The organism is Ruminococcus sp. AF17-1AC, assembly GCF_003461385.1.
Classification (GTDB): domain Bacteria; phylum Bacillota; class Clostridia; order Oscillospirales; family Ruminococcaceae; genus Hominimerdicola; species Hominimerdicola aceti.
In genome coordinates, this window is sequence record NZ_QTWZ01000008.1 from 89,605 (window position 1) to 110,763 (window position 21,159).

Here is a 21,159-nt window from a genome sequence, read left to right on the forward strand (position 1 = left end):
TTTTATTGTAAAAACGGGCATAAAAAACGGGCGAACAAACCGTTCGCCCGCAAAGATCTTTATTTTACTAGAAAGCTATCTTCTTTTCGATATAAGCTACCAGCTCGTCGATCTTGATACGCTCCTGCTCCATTGTATCTCTGTCTCTTACTGTTACACAGCCGTCCTCAACAGAATCGAAGTCATATGTGATGCAGAATGGTGTACCGATCTCGTCCTGACGGCGATATCTCTTACCGATAGAACCTGCCTCGTCATAGTCAACAAGGAAGTGCTTTGAAAGTTCTGCATAAAGCTCGCCTGCCTGCTCGCTGAGCTTCTTGGAAAGCGGAAGAATGCAAGCCTTGAAAGGAGCAAGTGCAGGGTGGAAACGCATAACAGTTCTAACGTCAGGCTTCTCCTCTGTGCCGATGTTTTCCTCGTCGTATGCTTCGCAAACAACTGTCAGGAACAATCTCTCAACGCCAAGGGAAGGCTCGATAACGTATGGAACGTATCTCTCGTTTGTTTCAGGGTCAAAGTAATCAAGGCTCTTGCCGCTTGTCTTGATGTGCTGATTAAGGTCATAATCAGTTCTGTCGGCAACGCCCCAAAGCTCGCCCCAGCCAAATGGGAAGAGATACTCAAAGTCAGTTGTAGCCTTTGAATAGAAGCAAAGCTCCTCAGGTGAATGATCTCTCAGACGAAGGTTTTCTTCCTTGATGTTAAGGCTAAGGAGCCAATCCTTACAAAAGCCTCTCCAATAATTGAACCACTCAAGGTCTGTACCCGGCTTGCAGAAGAACTCAAGCTCCATCTGCTCAAACTCACGAACACGGAAAATAAAGTTACCCGGAGTGATCTCGTTTCTGAATGACTTACCTACCTGTGCAACACCGAAAGGTACTTTCTTTCTTGTTGTTCTCTGGATATTTGCAAAGTTTACAAAGATGCCCTGTGCAGTTTCAGGACGCAGGTAAAGCTCAGACTTTGAGTCCTCAGTTACACCCTGAAATGTCTTGAACATAAGGTTGAACTGACGGATGTCAGTGAAGTTGTGGCTGCCGCAATCTGGGCATGGGATCTGCTTTTCCTTGATGTAGTCCATCATCTGCTCGTTTGTCCAGCCTGCAACGTTAGTGCCGTCGAAATCTTCGATAAGGTTGTCCGCTCTGTGACGTGTCTTACAGTCCTTGCAGTCCATAAGAGGGTCAGAGAATCCGCCGATATGACCTGAAGCCACCCAAGTCTGCGGATTCATAAGGATAGCGGAGTCAAGACCAACGTTGTACTTGTTCTCCTGAATGAACTTCTTTCTCCAAGCGTTCTTGATGTTAGTTTTCAGCTCAACGCCAAGCGGACCGTAGTCCCAAGTGTTTGCAAGACCGCCGTAGATCTCGCTTCCAGGGTATACAAAGCCTCTGTTTTTACAGAGAGCCACGATCTTATCCATGGTTTTTTCAGAATTATTCATGAAACATTCTCCTTATACAAAATATAATACTACCATTATATTTTATAGCAAAATTCCGCAAATGTCAAGGCGTTTCAGCGATTTATTACTTTGTGTGGTTATATAGCTTTTTATCGTTGCAAAAAATCACCCATTGTGTTATAATAAAATAGTATCGCTATGACTATTCATGTATTGGAACATATTAGGAGAATTTGACTTGATGAACAGTTTTTATATCGGAAACGTTGAAATAGAAAAGACCGCCGCATTAGCACCCATGGCATCGGTGGCAGATAAATCATATCGCCTTATGTGCAAAGAGTATGGTGCTTCATATCTTGTGAGCGAGATGATATCCTCGAAGGGTCTGTGCTTTGGCGACAAAAAGACTGCACGTCTTTGCGAGATAGAGAGCGAGGAACGCCCCTATGCTTTGCAGCTTTTTGGGGAAGACCCTTATTATATGGGAAAAGCGGCTTATAAGCTCAACGATTATTCCCCTGATATCATTGATATAAACATGGGCTGTCCTGTGCCTAAGATAGTAGGCAACGGCAGCGGCTCTGCACTTATGAAGCTTCCTGACACTGCGGCAGAGATATGCAGAGAGGTGGTAAAAAACGCAAACTGCCCTGTTACAGTGAAATTCCGTGCAGGCTGGGACGAAAACAGCATAAATGCAGTGGAGTTCGCAAAGCTCATGGAGCAGGCAGGGGCAAGCGCCGTCACCTGTCACGGCAGGACGAGAACGCAGTTTTATTCAGGCAAAGCCGATTGGGATATAATAAAGCAGGTAAAAGGGGCTGTTAAGATACCCGTTATAGGCAACGGCGACGTTGTTGACGGAGAAAGCGCAAAGGCAATGTATGAGCAGACTGGCTGTGACCTTGTGATGATAGGCAGAGGAAGCTACGGCAGACCATGGGTTTTCCGTGAAGTGAAGCATTATCTTGAAACAGGGGAAAAGCTTCCTGAGGTGACCATAGAAGAAAAAATGGCAGTGATGAAAAAGCACTGCGAGCTTATATGCAAATACAAGGGCGAACGTCAGGGCATGAAAGAAGCCAGAAAAAACTGCGCATGGTATGTTAAAGGGCTGAAAGGCTCTGCAAAGCTAAGAGCACAGTGCGGTGGGCTTAATACCATTTCTGACCTTTATGAGATGATAGACCACATACTTGCAAACGAGTTAGGAGAATAAAAATGGGAATTTTATCCGTAGTAGGAACGCCTATAGGCAACCTTGGAGATATGACATACCGTGCAGTTGAGACTCTGGAAAAGGCTGATTTTATCTGTGCCGAGGACACAAGAGTTACCGCAAAGCTTCTCAATTATTTTGACATAAAAACGCCACTTGTGAGCTATCACGAACACAATGCAAAGCAGGTGGGCGAAAGCATTTTGAACAGGATAATGGCAGGCGCGAACGCCGCTATCGTCACAGACGCCGGTATGCCCTGCATTTCAGACCCTGGGGAGCTTCTTGTGAAGCTGTGCGCTGAAAACGGTGTGAAAGTGGAGGTAGTACCAGGTCCGTCAGCGGTGGTATCAGCACTTGCCATAAGCGGACTTGACACTGCAAGATTTCAGTTCGAGGGCTTTTTGTCAACCACCAAGAAGCAAAGATTAAATCATCTTGCCTCGGTGAAAAACTGCACGAACACTCTTATTTTCTATGAAGCGCCCCACAAGCTCATCTACACTTTGAAAGATATGCTGGAATATTTCGGTGACAGAAGAATATCTCTTTGCAGGGAGCTTACAAAGATACACGAAGAAGTTTTCCGCACCACCCTTGCACAGGCTGTGGAGTATTATGAAGCCAACAAGCCAAAGGGCGAATTTGTGCTTGTTATCGAGGGTGCAAAAGAGGACGAGCTTTGCCCTGCGGAGAACATAGAGGAAGCTTTGGAACAAGTAAAAGCCCTTGTGGAAAAGGGTATGCGTGGAGCTGACGCCTGTCGTGAGATAGCAAAGGCGACGGGATTTTCTAAGGGGGAGCTTTACGGACGCTTGTTTAAATGAGGAATGAGGAGTGAGGAATTAAGGTATCGCCTGCGGCGATGTTTATTTCTTGTTTTTTCTCATTTGTATTATATATCAATTTAGATTTTTTGAGGTGATTTTATGAGCATAAAAGAATACATAGGCGGACAGTGTGCTGACCCAGAGGGATTGGGCGGTATAGCCTGTGCAAAATTCATGAATTTTTTCAATGCAGAGCACTACAGAGCGGTGAAAAAATTTGTCTGCAAGCTTGACGGTGCAAGGATATTGGATATAGGCTTTGGAAACGGTGTGACTATCAAAAAGCTTAGCAAGAATATAAACGCTAAGTTCTATGGAGTCGATATTTCTGCGGATATGGTTGAAAAAGCCAAGCGAAAAAACCGTGACGGAGTGAATACCAACAAGGTGATCTTACAGCAGGGAAAGGCTGAGGAGCTTCCTTATAACGACGATTTTTTTGACACTGTTTACACTGTAAACACCATCTATTTTTGGGAGGACACCGCAAAAGTTCTTGACGAGGTAAGGCGAGTTCTCAAAGACGGCGGCAATTTTATCTGCACATTCTATACAAAGGGCTATCTTGATAAGCTCCCGTACTGCGACACAGGTTTTGGCAAGTTCACTCCTCAGCAGGTGCGTTCAATGGCTAGAGAGCGTGGCTTCCATGATGTGAAAGTCAAAATTCTGAGCGACTGCAAAGCATATTGCCTTGTTGGCACGAAAATAGAGGGCGAATAAGGTGGCAGATGTGACCATTGTGCCTCTTTCAGAGGAAAACGTACAGCTTTTTTCACAAACTGCGGCGAAAATTCTGCCCGAAGCTTGGAGTTTTGAAACCTACAAAAAACAGCTTTCAAACCCTGACGATATATCGTTTCTTGCCCTTTGTAATGGCGAAGCCGTAGGCTTTATAAGTGTGTGGTGCGTCTGCGGAGAAGCTGAGATAAACAATATAGGCGTTTTGGAGAAGTTCCGCAGAATGGGCATTGCAAAAGCCCTTTTTGACAGCGCATACAATGCCGCAAAGGCCGAAAAATGGTATCTTGAAGTGCGGGAATCAAACCTTGGGGCTATACAATTTTACGAAAAGCAGGGCTTTGAGAGGGTAGGCATGAGAAAAAATTTCTACACCGCCCCCACGGAAAATGCTGTTTTAATGGCACTTCAACCCACTGAAAATGGAGAAATAAATGACATATAACGATTTTACATTTGAGTCCTTGGGCGAGGGCATTGAGATATGTATATCTGACGAACACCGCTTTGGTACTGACGCCTTTCTGCTTGCGGATTTTTCAGCAGGACGGCACAAGGATATCTGCGCAGACCTTTGCACAGGAAGCGGCATAATAGCGCTTCTTCTGCACAAATTTTACAAGCCGCAGAAGATATATGCTGTTGAGATACAGGAAAAGGCTCACGAACAGCTTAAAGTATCTCTTGAGAGGTCGAAAATAGACACTATCCTGCCTGTTCTGGGCGACTTGAATGATTGGCGAAGCGAAAAAGAACTTGACCTTATCACCTGCAATCCGCCCTACAAGATAAACAACACAGGTGCGAAGAATGACAGCGAAGCGGTTTCTATCGCACGGCATGAAATGCTCTGCACCATTGATGACGTGTGCAGATGTGCAAAGAAAAATCTGAAATTCGGTGGCAGGCTTTGCATATGCAACCGCCCTGAGCGGCTTTGCGATATAATGACGGCAATGAGGGCGAACGGTATCGAGCCAAAGCGGCTGCGGACAGTTCACAAAAACCCGGAGTGTCCCCCATGGCTTATTCTCGTTGAGGGCAAAAAGGGCGGAAAGCCTTTTGTACAGATAGAAAAGCCGTTGTATGTGCGTTCCGCAGACGGGGGAAACTCGGCTGAAATGAAGAGAATATACGGACTTCCTTGAAAAGTGAGGAATGAGGAGTGAGGAATGAGGAATTAAGGTATCGCCTGCGGCGATGATTATTTTTTCGTAGGGGCGACCTTTGGTCGCCAGCTTGCTCCAATTTGTCTGCTTATTAAATGTATATGATATGCTTATATTTACGAAATAAAAAGAGGGTAATATAATGAAGATTTTAGGAATAGAAAGCTCATGCGATGAAACAGCCTGCTCTGTTGTGGAGGACGGAAAAACGGTGCTTTCAAATATAGTTGCAAGTCAGATAGACGAACACAGGCTTTATGGTGGAGTTGTGCCTGAGATAGCCTCACGTCGCCATGCGGAGAACATAACATGGGTAACAAAGGCCGCTCTTGAAGAAGCAAACTGCACAATGGACGATATCGACGCTGTTGCAGTGACCTATGCCCCTGGTCTTATCGGTGCACTTCTCGTGGGAGTGAGCTTTGCAAAGGGACTTGCAATGAGTGCAAATAAGCCCCTTGTGCCTGTTCACCATATCGCAGGACACATTGCCGCAAATTATATCTCCCACCCTGAGCTTAAACCGCCTTATCTTTGCTTGGTCGTGTCAGGAGGACATTCACATATTGTAGAGGTGCTTGATTATTCAAGATATCATGTTATAGGCAGAACAAGAGATGATGCCGCAGGCGAGTGCTTTGACAAGGTAGCGAGAACGCTGGGCTTTGAATACCCGGGCGGAAAGTTTATCGACAATGCCGCAAAGTCAGGCGACCCTGATGCCTATAAGCTCCCTCACCCAAAGGTGCAGGGCAGTGAATATGACTTCTCTTTCAGCGGACTAAAAACTGCCGTTATAAACCTTGTGCATAATGCCGCACAAAAGGGCGAAACTGTCAATGTGAACGATATGGCGGCTTCGTTCCAGAACACCATATCTGACATTCTTGTAGACAAAGCGATGCTTGCCGCAAAAGATCTTGGGTATACTACCATAGGGCTTGCAGGCGGTGTTTCGGCAAACTCAGGGGTAAGAGAGAAGCTTCAGAAAGTCTGTGACAAGCGTGGCTATAAGCTTTATATGCCTGAGTTCAAATACTGCGGCGACAATGGTGCAATGATAGCCTGTCAGGGATATTTTGACTATCTTGCAGGCAGACGAGCAGATGAAAGCCTTAACGGCATTGCAACGCTGTCGCTGGATAAGATTTCGGAATAATCTTATGGATAAACCCGTAAGGAAAATCATAAGACTTGACAATTATGATTATTCAAAAAATGGACTTTATTTTATTACCATATGTACTGTCCACAAAAACGAGTTGTTGTGGGCAACAGATGTAGGGGACGGCGCCCCCGACGTCCCGTTATGTTGCGCACACGCTGTCGGAAAGGTCTATCTTTCAAGCTTTGGTAAAATTATCAGAGATAATATCCACAGAGCAAACAGTGTCTATGATGACAAAAAGATATTGCAATATGTCATAATGCCAAATCATATCCATTTTATACTGAAAATCGGTACGGGAGTCAGCGGGACGTCGAGGGCGCCGTCCACTACAAACGAGATAGTTCCACAGTATGTGTCAATGTTGAAAAGATTTATAAATAAGGATATTGGTTTTAATATTTTTCAGCGTTCATATTATGACCATATCATCAGAAACCAAAAAGAATATATAGCAATTTCAAAATATATACACAATAACCCTATCAAGTGGGACGTTGACGAGTATAATCCAAGAAATGAGAACAATAAAGCGGAGGTGCTTGGAATAGAATGAAACTACTAGCCATAGACGGAAACAGCATAATGAACAGGGCTTTTTACGGAATAAAGCTGCTGTCAAATTCAAAGGGACAGTTCACGAATGCCCTTATGGGGTTTATGAATATTTACCTCAAGGAGATAGGCGAGGTAAAGCCTGACTGCGTGGCAGTGGCTTTCGACCTTAAAGCCCCTACTTTCAGACATAAGGCGAATGCCGCATACAAAGCCAACCGAAAGGGTATGCCTGAGGAGCTTGCTCAGCAAATGCCTGTCATAAAAGAGCTTTTGGGCGACCTTGGTATAAAGATAGTACAGTGCGAGGGCTATGAAGCAGATGATATTCTTGGTACGCTCTCAAAAGCCGCCGCAGATTCAGGCAACGAGTGCTATATCCTCACTGGTGACAGGGACAGCTTTCAGCTCGTTTCCGACCGTGTGACAGTGCGCCTTGCCACCACAAAGGAAACAAAGATATATACCCCCGACAGGATAATGGAAGAATACGGCGTTACACCTCGTCAGATGATCGAGGTAAAGGCTCTTATGGGAGATACTTCTGATAACATCTCAGGCGTAAAGGGCATAGGCGAAAAGACCGCCCTTTCCCTTATCAAGCAGGAGGGCGATGTCAAGACCCTTTATGAACACCTTGCAGATATCAAGCTTACCCCGTCTGTGCGCACAAAGCTTGAAAATGGTCATCAGGACGCCATAGACAGCCGCTTCCTTGCGGAAATATGTCTTGAAGCACCTGTTGATAAAGCTACAGAGTATTATAAGCTGGGCGAGGTTGATACCGAGAAAACAAAGGCTCTCCTTGCCGACCTTGAAATGATGCGCCTTATAGACAGATTGGGCCTTAGCGGAAAAGCTGTGGAAAGCGCTGACAGCGCAGTGCAGGAAAGCAAGCTCAAGCTTTCCGACCTGCCTAAGTTTGAGGTCAAGCCACTTGATGAGAGCGTTATATCTGTTCTCGACAAGGACAAAACAGTGTATTTTATCTTTGCCGACAATAAACTTTCTATCCTTTGTAACGATGTTATCTACACCACCGAGGACAATGCAATTATCACAGCTTTCATGGGAACAGCCTGCAAAAAAATAACCTTTGAGGGCAAAACTGCCCATAAGTTTGCGTTCTCAAATGGCACTCACCTTGAAAACCTCACCTTCTGCTGTGACCTTGCAGGATATCTTCTCAATTCACAGTCAAGCGAGTATACAGCGGAAAATCTTTGTCTTTCATATAAGTGCCTTTACCGCTCTGATATGGGGGAATATGCAGATCTTTCAAGCCTGCCTGCTCTTAGTGAAAATCTGAAAAAACAGCTTGAAATGACAGAAATGACAAAGCTATTCGACGATATCGAAATGCCACTTTGCGAAGTGCTTGCTTCAATGGAGTTTTACGGTGTAAAGGCTGACGCAGAGGGCATAAAGGCTTTCGGTGAGGACTTGAAAATAAAGATAGACGAGCTTACTTCGCAGATATATATGTATGCAGGCAAGGAGTTCAATATAGCTTCCACAAAACAGCTTGGGGAGGTGCTTTTCGAGGACTTAGGCCTGCCTGCAAAGAAGAAAACAAAGTCGGGCTATTCCACTAATGCGGACGTTCTTGAAAGCCTTATGGACAAGCACCCTATCGTGCCTCTTATCGTTGAATACCGCACACTCACAAAGCTCAATTCCACCTATGTTGACGGACTTTTGAAGCTTATCCACCCTGACGGCAGAGTTCATTCTGTTTTCAAGCAGACCGAAACAAGAACAGGAAGGATATCCTCCACCGAGCCTAATATGCAAAATATCCCCGTGAGAAAAGAGATAGGCAGGAATATGCGTAAATTCTTTGTTGCCGAGGACGGCTATACTCTTCTTGACGCTGACTACAGCCAGATCGAGCTTAGAGTGCTTGCTTCCGTGTGCGGTGACAAAAATATGCAGGAAGCTTTCTCAGAGGGCAGAGATATCCATACCTCAACGGCGGCACAGGTCTTTGATATCCCCGAGGATTTTGTCACCCCTGAAATGAGAAGTGCGGCAAAGGCTGTAAACTTCGGTATAATCTATGGCATAGGTGCATTTTCTTTGTCGAAAGATATTGGCGTGACCGTTGCGGAAGCAAAAAGATACATCAAGAATTATCTTGACAACTTCCCGAAAGTATCTGAATTTATGGATAAGACAGTTGATGACGGCATAAAAAACGGCTATGTCACCACCCTTTTCGGCAGAAGAAGATATATCCCTGAGCTTTCTGCTTCAAACAAGGTCTTGCAGGCTTTTGGAAAGAGGGCGGCAATGAACGCACCTATCCAAGGTGCGGCGGCTGATATCATAAAGATAGCAATGGTAAGAGTATACAAAAAGCTCAGAGAAGAAGATCTTGACGCAAGACTTATTTTGCAGGTGCATGACGAGCTTATTATAGAAGCGGCTGAAAAAGACAAGGATAGAGCCGAAAAGATACTCAAAGACGAAATGGAGAACGCTGTAAAGCTTGCTGTGCCAATGACAGTGGACGTAAATAGCGGCAAGAGCTGGTATGAGGCGAAAGACTGATTTTTTTTAGTGAGGAATGAGGAGTGAGGAATGAGGAATTAAGGTATCGCCTGCGGCGATGATCTTGATTTCTATATGTAGGGGCGAACAGCGATCACCCGTTTATCCGTATTGCTTATTTTATATGTTTTGCTCTTATTATCTTTGTCACCTTCGTGGTTTGGCTGACAATTTGTTTGTGATTGTTGACGAACTTTTTGACGGTTGTCGCAATAATACTTGACTTTTGTGAAATTTGTGGTATAATTCTCTATGTAAAAAGTGTGTAAGAAAGATAGATAAAAAGTAGAATAATAGGAATTTGAAAAAACGAAAAGGGGCTGGGAAAATGAAAAAATTGCTTTTTGTGTTCAACCCCCATGCTGGCAAGGGACAGATAAAAGATAACCTTTGCGACATTGTGGATATTTTTACAAAGGGCGGCTATGAGGTAGTCACATACCCTACGCAGGCTAAGCTTGACGGCTATAACAAGCTTTGCCAGTGCGGTCAGGATTATGACATGATAGTCACATCAGGCGGTGACGGAACATTGTCTGAGGCTGTCAAGGCAATGATGACATTTGATAAGAAAATACCGCTTGGATATATTCCTGCCGGTTCAACAAATGATTGTGCGCAGTCTTTGAGCATACCGAAAAAAATGCTTGACGCCGCAAGGGAGATAGTTGACGGCGTGTATTTTGACTATGACGTTGGTAAGTTCAACGGTCAGTATTTTGTGTATGTAGCAGGCTTTGGCGCTTTCACTGACGTTTCTTATGAAACCTCACAAACGATGAAAAACAAGTTTGGTCATGCCGCATATGTGGCAGAGGGGATAAAAAGGCTTTCAAAGATAACAGGTCAGCAAATGAGAGTTGAGCATGACGGCGAGGTAGTAGAAGGAAGCTTTATACTGGGTCTTATCTCAAACACTATCTCAGTGGGCGGAATGAAAAAGCTTATCGCATCAGGCGTGTGTTTTGACGATGGACTTTTCGAGGTGGTTCTGGTAAAGACACCTAAGAACGCTATTGAGCTGAGCAACACCATAAATGAGGCAGTGCTTAATAAGCTCAACGATAAGCATTTTGTGACTTTCAAGACCTCAAGGGTCACATTCACAAGTGAGAACGAAGTGCCTTGGACGCTGGACGGAGAGTCAGGCGGAAAGCATACATATGTTGAGATAGAAAACTGCAAGCAGGCAATAAGATTCAAACTCAAACCCAATGACATAACCGCAGAGCAAACGGCTGTTCAGTGCAGTGCAGGGGATATGATAATGACCGAGGACGGTCACCCTGTTGTCATTGAGGATCAGTCGGAGATCGAAGATTAAGCTGTTTTGTAGGGGCGGACTTTGGTCGCAGGCCTTTTAATAGATATTTGACAGAATAAAAGCGGACGAGTTCTTTTCGTCCGCTTTTTGCATATGCCTATTTCTTGTTTTTTAGCCGAAACTGGGAGGGTGTCATGTTGTATCTGCGTTTGAACTGGCGCATGAAATGCACGTCATTTTCGTATCCGCATACGGTGGCAATGTTTTTCACTGTCATGTCAGTGCTGAGAAGATAGTATTCTGCGTTTTTCATTCTCGCACAGAGGATATCCTCATAACAGCTCACACCGAAGCGTGAGGTGTAAAGATACTGAAAGTGGGAGGGGCTTACGCTGAGAGTTTTCGCCATATCGGCAATGTTCCTGCTCCCGGAGGGGGAGCTGTAGATGTCAGCCCTGAGCCGCTCAAGTGCGTCAGCGTAGTGACTGCGCTTTCTTGGCGGCTGACCGCTCTTGCTGAGAGAATATTCCTCTCCAAGTCTTATGAGCAGCATTTTGAGCATAAGCTCGATATAATCCTCACGCCTGCCGCTTTCAGATAAGCTGAGTCTGCTTATGGCGGATAAGATATCCTCAGTTTTCTCTGCGTCTGATAACATAAAAATCGTATCATATGGGAGTGAATAGTCACGGGTGAGCATATCGTCGCAATCGAAATGAAGCCAGTGGTTTATATAAAAACCCTTGCAGGCACGGTATATCTGCTCAGTGCCTTTTTTGTATAGTATTGCGCTGTCAGGGGAAACTGAGTATTCCCTGCCGTGCAAACGCACCACCGCAGAGGATTTGAATATAAGCAGAAGATTATCCCCCGAACCGTTTGGACGGCGTATATCAAAAGACCCGTCATGGCTGTAGTTTAGTCCCAAAGCGTGAAGTTCCATAGGTTTTTCCTTTCTAATTTCGTATGATGTATCAGTATAATAATAGGATATATCATTGTTGTTTTTTTGTCAAGTGATAAAATATAATTGAAACTAAAATCATATACATCAAGGAGGTCACAATGAAGAATATTTCAATGCTTATCAATACCGCAGACAAACGTTCCCACATCAACCCGGAGATATACGGACACTTCTCCGAACATCTTGGCAGATGTATCTATAACGGAATGTACGTTGGCGAAAATTCTGAGATACCGAACATAAAAGGCGTAAGAAAAGACGTTATCGAAGCTTTCAAGGAGATAAAAATGCCTGTTCTCCGCTGGCCGGGGGGCTGTTTTGCTGACGAGTATCATTGGAAGGACGGTATCGGCGAAAAATCCCAGAGAAAGAAAATGATAAACACAAACTGGGGCGGCGTGACGGAGGATAACTCTTTCGGCACAAATGAGTTCTTTGATCTCTGCGAAGAGATAGGCTGCGAGCCGTATCTTGCAGGAAATCTCGGAAGCGGCACTGTTCAGGAGCTTTCCGAGTGGATAGAATATATCACCTTTGACGGCGTTTCCCCTATGGCTGACCTGAGAAGAAAAAACGGCAGAGAAAAGCCTTGGAAGCTTAAATATCTTGGTATAGGCAACGAAAACTGGGGCTGTGGCGGCTCGATGCGCCCTGAGTATTACTGCGATGAATACAGAAGATATCAGAGCTTTTGCAAGAATTTCAGCGGCAATGAGCTTTACAAAATTGCCTGCGGACCAAATTCCAACGATTATAACTGGACGGACGTTGTAATGTCAAACCTTGGGGAGTGGCACACAAAGGCTATCTCTTTGCACTATTACACCGTTCCTACAGGAGATTGGAACAAAAAGGGCAGTGCAACTGAGTTTTCAGACGAGGAGTATTACGAAACTATATCAAAAACTCTATATATGGACGAGCTTATAAAACGTCACAGTGAGATAATGTCACGCCGTGATCCAGAGGGTAAGATAGGTCTTATAGTTGACGAGTGGGGCTGTTGGTATGACGTTGAGGAGGGCACAAACCCAGGTTTCCTCTATCAGCAGAACACAATGCGTGACGCTATCGTGGCGGCTTGCAATTTGAACATCTTCAATAACCACAGCGACAAGGTAGTAATGGCAAACCTTGCGCAGGCTGTGAACGTTTTGCAGGCTCTTATCCTCACAGAGGGCGAGAAAATGGTAAAGACGCCTACCTATCACGTCTTTGATCTTTTCAAAACTCATCAGGGAGGCGAGCTTTGCTACAGCTATGCCGACAACTGTCAGGCAGGCGGAAAGATTCCGATGATATCACAATCTGCCTCAGTAAAGGACGGTGTTTTAACTGTCACTATAGCGAATTGCTCTATAGATGATGACGCTCATATCTGCTGTGATATCGCAGGTTCAAACTATCAGAACATTGAGTGCAGGATACTTGACAATGAAGTAAGGGACTATAATGATTTTGATAACTGCGATAAAGTAACACCGAAAGAGCATAGGGCAATATGGACAGAGAACGGCTTTGAGGTAATATTGCCAAAATGCTCCGTTGTAGTTGTGACAATGAGATAAGGACTATAAGGAGAGTCAAAAATGACAGTAAAAGATAAAATTTTGCAGGGAAGAACATATCTTGGCATAGAACTTGGCTCAACAAGAATAAAGGCTGTTCTTATAGACGATAGCTTTTCTGTTATCGCATCAGGGTCGAAGCAGTGGGAAAACCGCTTTGAGAACGGCTGTTGGACATATTCTCTTGATGATATCCACGGGGGCATACAAGCCTGCTATAAAGACCTTGCAGAAAACGTAAAGGCACAGTATGGCATTTATCCTGAAACATACGGTGCAATGGGCATTTCTGCTATGATGCACGGCTATATGGCTTTTGATAAGAATGACAAGCTTCTTGTGCCTTTCAGAACATGGCGCAATACCATGACAGCTCAGGCGGCAGGAGAGCTTACAAAACTTCTGGGCTTCAATATCCCACAGCGTTGGAGCATCGCACATCTTTATCAGGCGGTGCTTAACAAAGAAGCCCATGTTCCTTGTATCGCTTATATCAATACCCTTGCAGGATATGTGCATAAAAGGCTCACAGACCGCTTTGAAGTTGGCGTTGGCGAAGCTTCAGGTATCTTCCCTGTGGAGGGCATAGGATACAAAAAAGAGTATTGCGAGCCTACAGAAAAAAGCCTTGCAGAAAAAGGCTTTGACCATAAGCTGAAAGATATCCTCCCAGCGGTAAGAAATGCAGGAGAAAAGGGCGCAGTTCTTACAGAAGAGGGCGCAAAGTTCCTTGACCCGGAGGGACGCCTCAAAGCAGGCGTGCCGGTTTGCCCGCCTGAGGGCGACGCAGGCACAGGCATGGTGGCAACGGACAGCGTGCTGAAAAAGACGGGAAACATCTCCGCAGGCACTTCCATATTTGCAATGCTCGTCCTAGAAAAGCCACTTAACGGTGTTTACGAGGAGATAGACGTTGTTACCACCCCTGACGGCTCGCCTGTGGCAATGGTGCATTGCAATAACTGCTGTTCAGAGCTTGACGCATGGGTGAATATGTTCGGTGAGTTCGCAAAGCTCACAGGCAGTGAGATAGACAAGAGCAGGCTTTATGAAACTCTCTATAAAAACGCCATGACAGCCGACAGCTCATGCGGTGGCGTAACAGCCTATAACTGTCTTTCGGGTGAACCTGTTATAAAGCTTGACGAGGGCAGACCAATGTATTTCCGCACTCCCGACAGCACTTTGACCTTGGGCAGCTTTTTCAGAGCACAGCTTTATTCCTCTTTCACCGCACTGAAAATAGGCATGGATATCCTCTTTGACAAAGAGCAGGTAAAAGCTGAAAAGATAACAGGTCACGGAGGACTTTTCAAAGTCAGCGGAGTGGCTTCACAGCTTATGGCAGACGCACTTTCCACACCTGTTTCAGTGATGAAAACAGCAGGCGAGGGCGGAGCATGGGGCATGGCTATCCTTGCGGCATATATGGAGCTTTCAAATGGCGAAAAGCTTGCAGACTTCCTTGGCAAAAAGGTGTTCGCAGATATGGAAGTGACAACTTCTCAGCCTGAGCAGACAGGCTCAGAGGGCTATAAAACATTCCTGGAAAGATATAAAAAGGGATTGGCGGCAGAAAAAAACGCACAGTTCTGAAAAAAATCATAGAAATTCATAGATAGATCGTAGGGGCGATCTGAGGCCGCCTGCCAGCCAACTGTCTGCTAAAACTGTCGGTGAGCTATTCACTTGGACGGAAAATGGGCAGACAAAAGGTGCATTTACCAAATCAGAGAAAGGAGAATCTTATGCTTGAAGAATTAAAACAACAGGTGTGCGAAGCAAATCTGCTTCTGCCGAAATATGGTCTTGTTACGTTCACATGGGGAAATGTTTCTGCTATCGACAGAGAAAAGGGCCTTGTAGTCATAAAGCCGTCAGGCGTGCCTTATGAGGGCATGACAGCCGATGATATGGTGGTAGTTGATCTTGAAAGCGGCAAGGTTGTGGAGGGAAAATATAAGCCTTCCAGCGATACTCCAACACATTTGGAGCTTTACAAAGCCTTTGATATCGGCGGAATAGTCCACACCCACAGCCGCTGGGCAACATCTTTTGCTCAGGCAGGAAAAGGTGTTATACCAATGGGTACAACTCACGCAGATTATTTTTACGGCGAGATACCATGCACAAGAGCAATGACCCCTGAGGAGATAACAGGTGAATATGAAAAGAAAACAGGCTCTGTTATAATCGAGGCTTTCAAAGGTCTTGACGCAACTCAGATACCTGCCGTTTTGGTAAAAAGCCATGGCCCGTTCACGTGGGGAAAGGACGCCGCAGAAGCCGTTCACAATGCAGTGGTTCTCGAAGAAGCCGCATTTATGAACTTCCACGCAATGATGCTGAACCCTGAGATAGGTCATATGCAGCAGGAACTTCTTGACAAGCACTTCCTTAGAAAACACGGAAAGAACGCATATTACGGACAGAATTGATGTCAATGCCTTAAAAAGCATGATATAAGTCCGTTGAAAAAATGAGTCAAATAACGGGCGAACACTGTTCGCCCCTACATATAAAAGATTTGTTTAGCACATCCTCGATAAAATAGCGCCCCGATTTTCTGGGCGTTTTTTTGCGCCTTTGCCCCTATATTGTGCAAAATGTATATTATGTGTACGCTGATTTGTACAAAAGGGTAGTTTTTTGTACTTGTTATAAGTAAATTCTTGACTTATGTTTTAATAATATGTTATAATTAAAATAATGTCACGGTAATATTTATTGTGTCACAGCGGAAATGAATGGAATATAGTATAGATATTACCTCAAGGCAATGCCATGGAAGGTTTGCCTTAGAAACGAGGAACGGAGGCTTGTAATGAAAAAGCAAATTGATTACGGCAGCTATGCGTCCTATAAGGAAACGGTAAAGGGTCTTACAGAGAACCTGAAATCGTTGCTTGGATTGAGCGAGGAGATCGCTCTTGTCAATACTGCGGAATCTATTCGGGAAACATTGGAGAAAACTGCCGAGGAGCATTTTGAGGTCGCTATAGTGGGCGAGTTCAAGAGAGGAAAAAGCACCCTTATCAACGCAATGCTGGGTCAGGAGGTACTTCCTGCTGACGTGCTGCCTGCAACGGCTACCCTTAACAGAGTTACTTATAGCGAAGAGCCGTATGTGCAGGTGGAATACAAAAACGGCAAAAGTGAAAGGGTGGATATAAACAAGCTGGAGGACTATGTAACAAAGCTTACAGCAGAGTCGGAGGAAAGAGCCGAAACTGTCAAGGAAGCAACTGTTTATTATGATACCGAGTTCTGTAAGAACAACGTGGATATCATAGACACTCCGGGTCTTAACGACGACGATCAGATGACTAACGTTACTCTGTCTATCCTGCCGAAAATAGACGCAGCCGTTTTCGTTATCAGTGCAAATTCCCCTTTCTCACAGTTTGAGAAAGAGTTTTTGGAAAAGAAAATGCTTACCTCCGATGTTGGAAGAATTATCTTTGTAGTAAACTGCTTCGGTACTTTCTCACAGGCAGACGAGAACAAGATCGTCGAAACTGTAAGAGGACGTATCGGAAAATACGTTATGGAAAAGGCTAAAAAGGTCATGGGCGAAGATTCCCGTGAGTTTGCGGTCTATAAGAGAAAAATTGGAACTCCGAGAGTTATCGGTGTTTATGCAAAGCAGGCTCTTACCGCCAAGGAAACAGGGGATAAGGAAGCCCTTGAAAAGAGTAACTTCCCTGAGTTTGAAAAGGCTCTTGAAACCATGCTCACAAAAGAGCGTGGCGTTATCGCATTGCAGATCCTTGCAAATAAGATAACAAATTCGGGTACTGAGATACTCAGAAGCGTTGTTATGCAGGAAAACGCACTCATGATGGCTAACGATGAGTTCATGGAAAAGTATGACGAGGCTATCAAAGAGATAGGCGAGATAAGAAATAAGAAAAGACAGGAATTTGTCAAGATCAACGACGCCGCAAATCAGGTGTTCAATGACCTGCAGCCAGTTCTGGACAGCTATTGGACAAACATCGAGCAGACAGCTATGGAGGTTATAGACAACTTCCAGATGTCCTCTGATGATTTCAAGAAAGACCAGCTCAAGCTCGTTACCGCAAAGCTCACCGAGAAAATAAAGGAGAGCATAGAGGCAAGAGCGCAGATAATCTGCGAGCAGATACAGAACAGCATCAACTTCGCTGTTTCCTGTGAGGCTGAAAGACTTCAGGAATTTGAGGACGAGTTCTTCGAGTCCGTTACAAAGATACAGCAGATGTTCACTATCTCCGACAGAGTTTCAAAGAACGGCGGCGTAATGGATAAGATAATCGGCGTTGCTATCGGCTCTTACGGCGTCGGCGGATTGTTCCTGGGCTTCAGAGAGTCCGGCGTAAAGGGCGCACTTTTGGGCGGAGCAACAGGCTTTGCAGGATTTTATGCTACTTATTATACCGCTATATTCTTTGCAGGGTTCTTTGGCATCACCGCTACCCTGCCAGTGACCCTCTGCCTTATGGCTCTTGCAGGCATTGCAGGTACTTTTACTTCAAACTTTGCCGTTGATAAGATACTTGTTAAGGAAAGAATAGATAAGTATAAGTCAAACTTCAAAACTCAGGTGAGAAAGCAGTTCCACGAAATGAAGCTCAATAATGACTTCACTGAAACTGTCCGCCGTCAGGTATTCTCAGCATTTGAGGGTCTGAAGGGCAAGATCGAGAGCGAAACAGAGATAATCCTCCGTGATACTCAGGAAACACTTGATAATCTTAATGATCTTAAAACAGAAAAGAGCAACATTTCTCAGAAGGAAATGGAACGTCTCCATGATATTGCCGAGAGCGCAAGCGCTATAGTTCAGGAAGCATATCAGGTAAGACGTGTGCTTACCGAAGCTATGGAAAGCTGACGGTCATATAAAAATATTATTTTAGGATCAAGGGAGGACAGGTCATGAGTACAAATACAACGGAAAGGGAAAATCCGCTGCTACAGATTGACACAAGCTTCCGCACATATTTGAACGCTTATACAAGAAGCTATCAGAACCATATAGTTGACGGCGTGCTTGACTATGCTTTTGAGTCCGACTTTGCCGTAAGGCAGAAGATAATGGGACTTGGGGGCTGGGGAAAGCTCGTCAAGGCGGCAGGCTCGCAGGACGTTTCTGCCGAAGCAAAGCACCTGTTTCTTAAGTGCGAGCAGGTTGGCCCGCTGAAATATCCTGATATCTATGACATTGTGAAGAAGTGTGCCGAGCGGCTAGAGCTTGTTGTGCCTATCGTCTTTGTCAGAGGGGATATGGATAAAGCACAGGTCTACTCTGTGGCAAGCGATATCATCGAGCCTTGTATCGTGCTTTCAAAGCAGGTAGTGGAAATGTGCAGCAAGGAGGAGCTTATGTTCCTTATAGGCTGCGAGTGTGGAAGAATACAGAACAATCATTGTGCCTATAATATGGCATTTACATATCTCAATTACAATAAGTATACTTACAGACCAGTTGAAAGGTCATATAAGCAGACCGTGAACAATCAGCTTTATACAGCGCTTGTTCAGTGGGTGAAGTATGCTGATATAACTGCAAACAGAGCAGGCATTATCTGCCTCGATAAGCCGGGAATGTTCATAAGCGTCATAACAGGGCTTTATAACAAGGGCTATATCGACTTCTATGGCAGACAGCAGAAGAATATGGATACCGACGGACTTATCAAAAAGGCTGAAAGCGTCCATGCAGTTTCTTCAAGAAATCTGAAAACAGATAATACTATGAGCGAGCTTGAAAAGCTTGTTGTCGCAGCTACTGAGTTTCTGTATTGCTCAGTTCTTTATGAATGGCGTGGCGACGCAGAGGATTCTGACAGACACCTTGTTTCAGGTCAGATATGTGATGTACGCAGCAGTATTATAATCGGAAACGGAGGCGTGATAGGTGGATAGTGCTAATATCAATACAGCGGAGCAGAATATTGCACAGGTAAAGACCGCTCTTAAAGCCTTTGTTGAAAATGAAAAGATAGCGAAAATGCTCGGCAAGGATTTTGTAAGCGAAATGAACGATTGGGAAGCTCTTATCGAGAAAAAAAGCGAAGAGCCTTTCACGCTGGTCATACTTGGCGAGTTCAAAAGGGGAAAAAGCACCATTATAAACGCCCTGCTGGGCAAGGAGCTTGCACCTATAAACGTTACACCTGAAACTTATACTATAAACGAGATATCTTTCGGTCATACACAGTATGTAGAGGCTATCCTTGAAAACGGCATGAGAGTGCCACTGTCGCTGGAGGATATTACAAGAGAAAAGCTTGAGCAGAGAATGAAGCTTTTCCCTGCAAAAATAAGCTATGTTCAGATAAAGGACAACGCCCCTATACTCAAAGAGATAAGGATAGTGGATACCCCAGGTCTTTCTGACTTGGAGAGCCTTGACAAGCAGGTAATGGATTATATTGTCAATGCCGACGCTATCATGTATGCGGCATCATGCCTGCTGCCTTTTTCTGAAAGCGAGCAGCTGTTTCTTGCAAGCCATGTCCAGCCTCAGCGATTTGGTATGCTCTATATCCTCGTGAATATGATAGACGCAATGAATTCTCAGAAGGACGCTGATAAAATACTAAAGCGTGTGAGAAACATATCCGAGAGGATAGTGCCTAACGCTATCGTATACGGCATAAGCGGTGCTGATGAACTGAGCAGAAAGCTTGGCAGAGAAAGACCGCTGGACAAGGGTACAAGAGAGTTTTACGAAACACAGTTTTTCCAGTTCGAGCTGTCTTTGCAGCGTGATATAATCATGCAGAAGGACGTTATCCGTTCAAAGCGTGTGCTCACAATGCTTTCGCAGATGTGCGATGAAACAGCCGCAAAGCTTAGACTTATAAGCGATATGGCAGAGCTTGACAAGCAGAAGCTTGCTGACAGAGCAAAAGAGTTTGACGAGCAGTGTGAAAAGCTTTCAAAGGCTCTGGAGGAGAAAAAGCCTGCTTTGCACCTTTCTATTATCGAAATGCAGCAGGAAGCCGAAGCTTGGATGTATGAGTTCTTCTCAAAGCTGAGAGCAAGCATTTTGGATTGCCGTGGAAAAGACGCAGACGGAAACGACCTTTACAGCTCTGAGGATATAGAAAAGCATTTCTATTCGTTCCTTATGGAAAAGGTGGGCGAGGCGTATAGAAACTGTATTGAGAGCCATAGAGACAGGATAGCCGAGATAGTGGAAGGCACAGGCAGAGAGCTTGCCTCCGCACTTGGCATAGACGATCTTTCAAAGGCGGCAAAGGCTCCGTCAGTGGAAATGATAATGACCTCCCTGAACAAGAATGTAACACGTTCTGTTATGGGCGTTCAGCTTTTCGGCACCAGCGAAACCTTTCCTCCTGCCACAATGTCAGTTTTCAGCCTTATCCTTAAAAAGAAAAAGCAGACCGATATAATTGATATCGCTCTTGAAAACTATGACGATATCAGAAATAATATCGTCAAGGATATAAAGACAGTTTATCAGGACCTTGAAACAAAGGCAGCCGCAAGGCTCGACAGCCTTTATCAGTATCAGGTGGAAATGGGCAGAGAAGCCCTCAATCAGGCTCAGCAGCTCATGATGGTTTATGATAATGACGAGATAAGGCAGACCCTTGTGGAAGCAAAGCAAATGCTTGCCGAGCCACAGAGAATACTGGCAGAGAGCAAATTATAACAAAAATAAAAACGTCCCATTAAGTTGGGGCGTTTTTTT

The 21,159-nt window shown here is 44.8% G+C and carries 17 protein-coding genes; 15 read left to right on the plus strand and 2 right to left on the minus strand.

Going from position 1 to position 21,159, the window contains the following annotated elements; genetic code table 11:
• Positions 1-67 precede the first annotated feature (67 nt).
• On the minus strand, positions 68-1,453 hold the full coding sequence (locus tag DWW81_RS07310) for a glycine--tRNA ligase (RefSeq protein WP_038672759.1): 1,386 nt from the start codon (positions 1,451-1,453) through the stop codon (positions 68-70).
• A 202-nt stretch (positions 1,454-1,655) separates the two neighbouring features.
• On the opposite strand from DWW81_RS07310, the gene dusB reads away from it, so the two are divergent.
• The 9 genes from dusB (at position 1,656) to DWW81_RS07355 (ending at position 10,976) form a co-directional block, all read left to right on the plus strand.
• Positions 1,656-2,636 (plus strand): tRNA dihydrouridine synthase DusB, encoded by a 981-nt coding sequence (gene dusB / locus DWW81_RS07315; RefSeq protein ID WP_117897132.1) that lies wholly within the window; start codon positions 1,656-1,658, stop codon positions 2,634-2,636.
• 2 nt (positions 2,637-2,638) lie between these two features.
• Positions 2,639-3,463 carry a 16S rRNA (cytidine(1402)-2'-O)-methyltransferase gene (rsmI, locus tag DWW81_RS07320; protein WP_117897133.1) on the plus strand — a complete coding sequence of 275 codons (825 nt, stop codon included), beginning with the start codon at positions 2,639-2,641 and terminating at the stop codon, positions 3,461-3,463.
• A gap of 102 nt (positions 3,464-3,565) precedes the next feature.
• Positions 3,566-4,189 (plus strand): class I SAM-dependent methyltransferase, encoded by a 624-nt coding sequence (locus tag DWW81_RS07325; RefSeq protein WP_117897134.1) that lies wholly within the window; start codon positions 3,566-3,568, stop codon positions 4,187-4,189.
• A 1-nt stretch (position 4,190) separates the two neighbouring features.
• Complete coding sequence (rimI, locus tag DWW81_RS07330; RefSeq protein ID WP_242989575.1) at positions 4,191-4,652, plus strand: ribosomal protein S18-alanine N-acetyltransferase; 462 nt, start codon at positions 4,191-4,193, stop codon at positions 4,650-4,652.
• Positions 4,642-5,355 carry a methyltransferase gene (locus DWW81_RS07335; RefSeq protein ID WP_117897135.1) on the plus strand — a complete coding sequence of 238 codons (714 nt, stop codon included), beginning with the start codon at positions 4,642-4,644 and terminating at the stop codon, positions 5,353-5,355. Before rimI ends, DWW81_RS07335 begins: the two co-directional genes overlap by 11 nt.
• Before the next feature lie 163 nt (positions 5,356-5,518).
• Positions 5,519-6,535, plus strand: coding sequence for a tRNA (adenosine(37)-N6)-threonylcarbamoyltransferase complex transferase subunit TsaD (gene tsaD, locus DWW81_RS07340; protein WP_117897136.1), 1,017 nt, complete (start codon positions 5,519-5,521; stop codon positions 6,533-6,535).
• Positions 6,536-6,539: 4 nt separating this feature from the next.
• Positions 6,540-7,100: a transposase gene (locus DWW81_RS07345; RefSeq protein ID WP_181982699.1), complete on the plus strand. Its 561-nt coding sequence runs from the start codon at positions 6,540-6,542 to the stop codon at positions 7,098-7,100.
• Positions 7,097-9,652 carry a DNA polymerase I gene (gene polA / locus DWW81_RS07350; RefSeq protein WP_117897138.1) on the plus strand — a complete coding sequence of 852 codons (2,556 nt, stop codon included), beginning with the start codon at positions 7,097-7,099 and terminating at the stop codon, positions 9,650-9,652. The genes DWW81_RS07345 and polA overlap by 4 nt, the downstream gene beginning before the upstream one ends.
• Before the next feature lie 328 nt (positions 9,653-9,980).
• Complete coding sequence (locus DWW81_RS07355; protein ID WP_117897139.1) at positions 9,981-10,976, plus strand: YegS/Rv2252/BmrU family lipid kinase; 996 nt, start codon at positions 9,981-9,983, stop codon at positions 10,974-10,976.
• Positions 10,977-11,073: 97 nt separating this feature from the next.
• Here DWW81_RS07355 and DWW81_RS07360 read toward each other — a convergent pair whose 3' ends face one another.
• A complete protein-coding gene (locus DWW81_RS07360; RefSeq protein ID WP_117897140.1) occupies positions 11,074-11,859 on the minus strand; it encodes an AraC family transcriptional regulator in 786 nt (261 codons plus the stop codon).
• 122 nt (positions 11,860-11,981) lie between these two features.
• Between DWW81_RS07360 and DWW81_RS07365 the strand changes: the two genes are divergently transcribed.
• From DWW81_RS07365 to DWW81_RS07390, 6 genes are all read left to right on the plus strand, one after another.
• The gene (locus tag DWW81_RS07365; protein WP_117897141.1) at positions 11,982-13,451 is read left to right on the plus strand and encodes an alpha-L-arabinofuranosidase C-terminal domain-containing protein; all 1,470 of its coding nucleotides are present in this window, start codon (positions 11,982-11,984) and stop codon (positions 13,449-13,451) included.
• Between the two features lie 21 nt (positions 13,452-13,472).
• Entirely contained in the window at positions 13,473-15,047 is a 1,575-nt protein-coding gene (locus DWW81_RS07370; RefSeq protein ID WP_117897142.1) for an FGGY-family carbohydrate kinase, read from the plus strand.
• Between the two features lie 152 nt (positions 15,048-15,199).
• Positions 15,200-15,889 (plus strand): L-ribulose-5-phosphate 4-epimerase, encoded by a 690-nt coding sequence (gene araD, locus DWW81_RS07375; protein WP_117897155.1) that lies wholly within the window; start codon positions 15,200-15,202, stop codon positions 15,887-15,889.
• 386 nt (positions 15,890-16,275) lie between these two features.
• Positions 16,276-18,327 (plus strand): dynamin family protein, encoded by a 2,052-nt coding sequence (locus DWW81_RS07380; protein ID WP_117877434.1) that lies wholly within the window; start codon positions 16,276-16,278, stop codon positions 18,325-18,327.
• A gap of 44 nt (positions 18,328-18,371) precedes the next feature.
• A complete protein-coding gene (locus DWW81_RS07385; protein ID WP_022287149.1) occupies positions 18,372-19,361 on the plus strand; it encodes a M48 family metalloprotease in 990 nt (329 codons plus the stop codon).
• A complete protein-coding gene (locus DWW81_RS07390; protein WP_242989576.1) occupies positions 19,354-21,120 on the plus strand; it encodes a dynamin family protein in 1,767 nt (588 codons plus the stop codon). The genes DWW81_RS07385 and DWW81_RS07390 overlap by 8 nt, the downstream gene beginning before the upstream one ends.
• Positions 21,121-21,159 lie beyond the last annotated feature (39 nt).

What these genes read in the sequence shown, in the direction of transcription:
- DWW81_RS07310 (WP_038672759.1), bottom strand. Translation starts at nt 1,453, where the DNA reads ATGAATAATTCTGAAAAAACCATGGATAAGATCGTGGCTCTCTGTAAA.
- dusB (WP_117897132.1), top strand. Translation starts at nt 1,656, where the DNA reads ATGAACAGTTTTTATATCGGAAACGTTGAAATAGAAAAGACCGCCGCA.
- rsmI (WP_117897133.1), top strand. Translation starts at nt 2,639, where the DNA reads ATGGGAATTTTATCCGTAGTAGGAACGCCTATAGGCAACCTTGGAGAT.
- DWW81_RS07325 (WP_117897134.1), top strand. Translation starts at nt 3,566, where the DNA reads ATGAGCATAAAAGAATACATAGGCGGACAGTGTGCTGACCCAGAGGGA.
- DWW81_RS07335 (WP_117897135.1), top strand. Translation starts at nt 4,642, where the DNA reads ATGACATATAACGATTTTACATTTGAGTCCTTGGGCGAGGGCATTGAG.
- tsaD (WP_117897136.1), top strand. Translation starts at nt 5,519, where the DNA reads ATGAAGATTTTAGGAATAGAAAGCTCATGCGATGAAACAGCCTGCTCT.
- DWW81_RS07345 (WP_181982699.1), top strand. Translation starts at nt 6,540, where the DNA reads ATGGATAAACCCGTAAGGAAAATCATAAGACTTGACAATTATGATTAT.
- polA (WP_117897138.1), top strand. Translation starts at nt 7,097, where the DNA reads ATGAAACTACTAGCCATAGACGGAAACAGCATAATGAACAGGGCTTTT.
- DWW81_RS07355 (WP_117897139.1), top strand. Translation starts at nt 9,981, where the DNA reads ATGAAAAAATTGCTTTTTGTGTTCAACCCCCATGCTGGCAAGGGACAG.
- DWW81_RS07360 (WP_117897140.1), bottom strand. Translation starts at nt 11,859, where the DNA reads ATGGAACTTCACGCTTTGGGACTAAACTACAGCCATGACGGGTCTTTT.
- DWW81_RS07365 (WP_117897141.1), top strand. Translation starts at nt 11,982, where the DNA reads ATGAAGAATATTTCAATGCTTATCAATACCGCAGACAAACGTTCCCAC.
- DWW81_RS07370 (WP_117897142.1), top strand. Translation starts at nt 13,473, where the DNA reads ATGACAGTAAAAGATAAAATTTTGCAGGGAAGAACATATCTTGGCATA.
- araD (WP_117897155.1), top strand. Translation starts at nt 15,200, where the DNA reads ATGCTTGAAGAATTAAAACAACAGGTGTGCGAAGCAAATCTGCTTCTG.
- DWW81_RS07380 (WP_117877434.1), top strand. Translation starts at nt 16,276, where the DNA reads ATGAAAAAGCAAATTGATTACGGCAGCTATGCGTCCTATAAGGAAACG.
- DWW81_RS07385 (WP_022287149.1), top strand. Translation starts at nt 18,372, where the DNA reads ATGAGTACAAATACAACGGAAAGGGAAAATCCGCTGCTACAGATTGAC.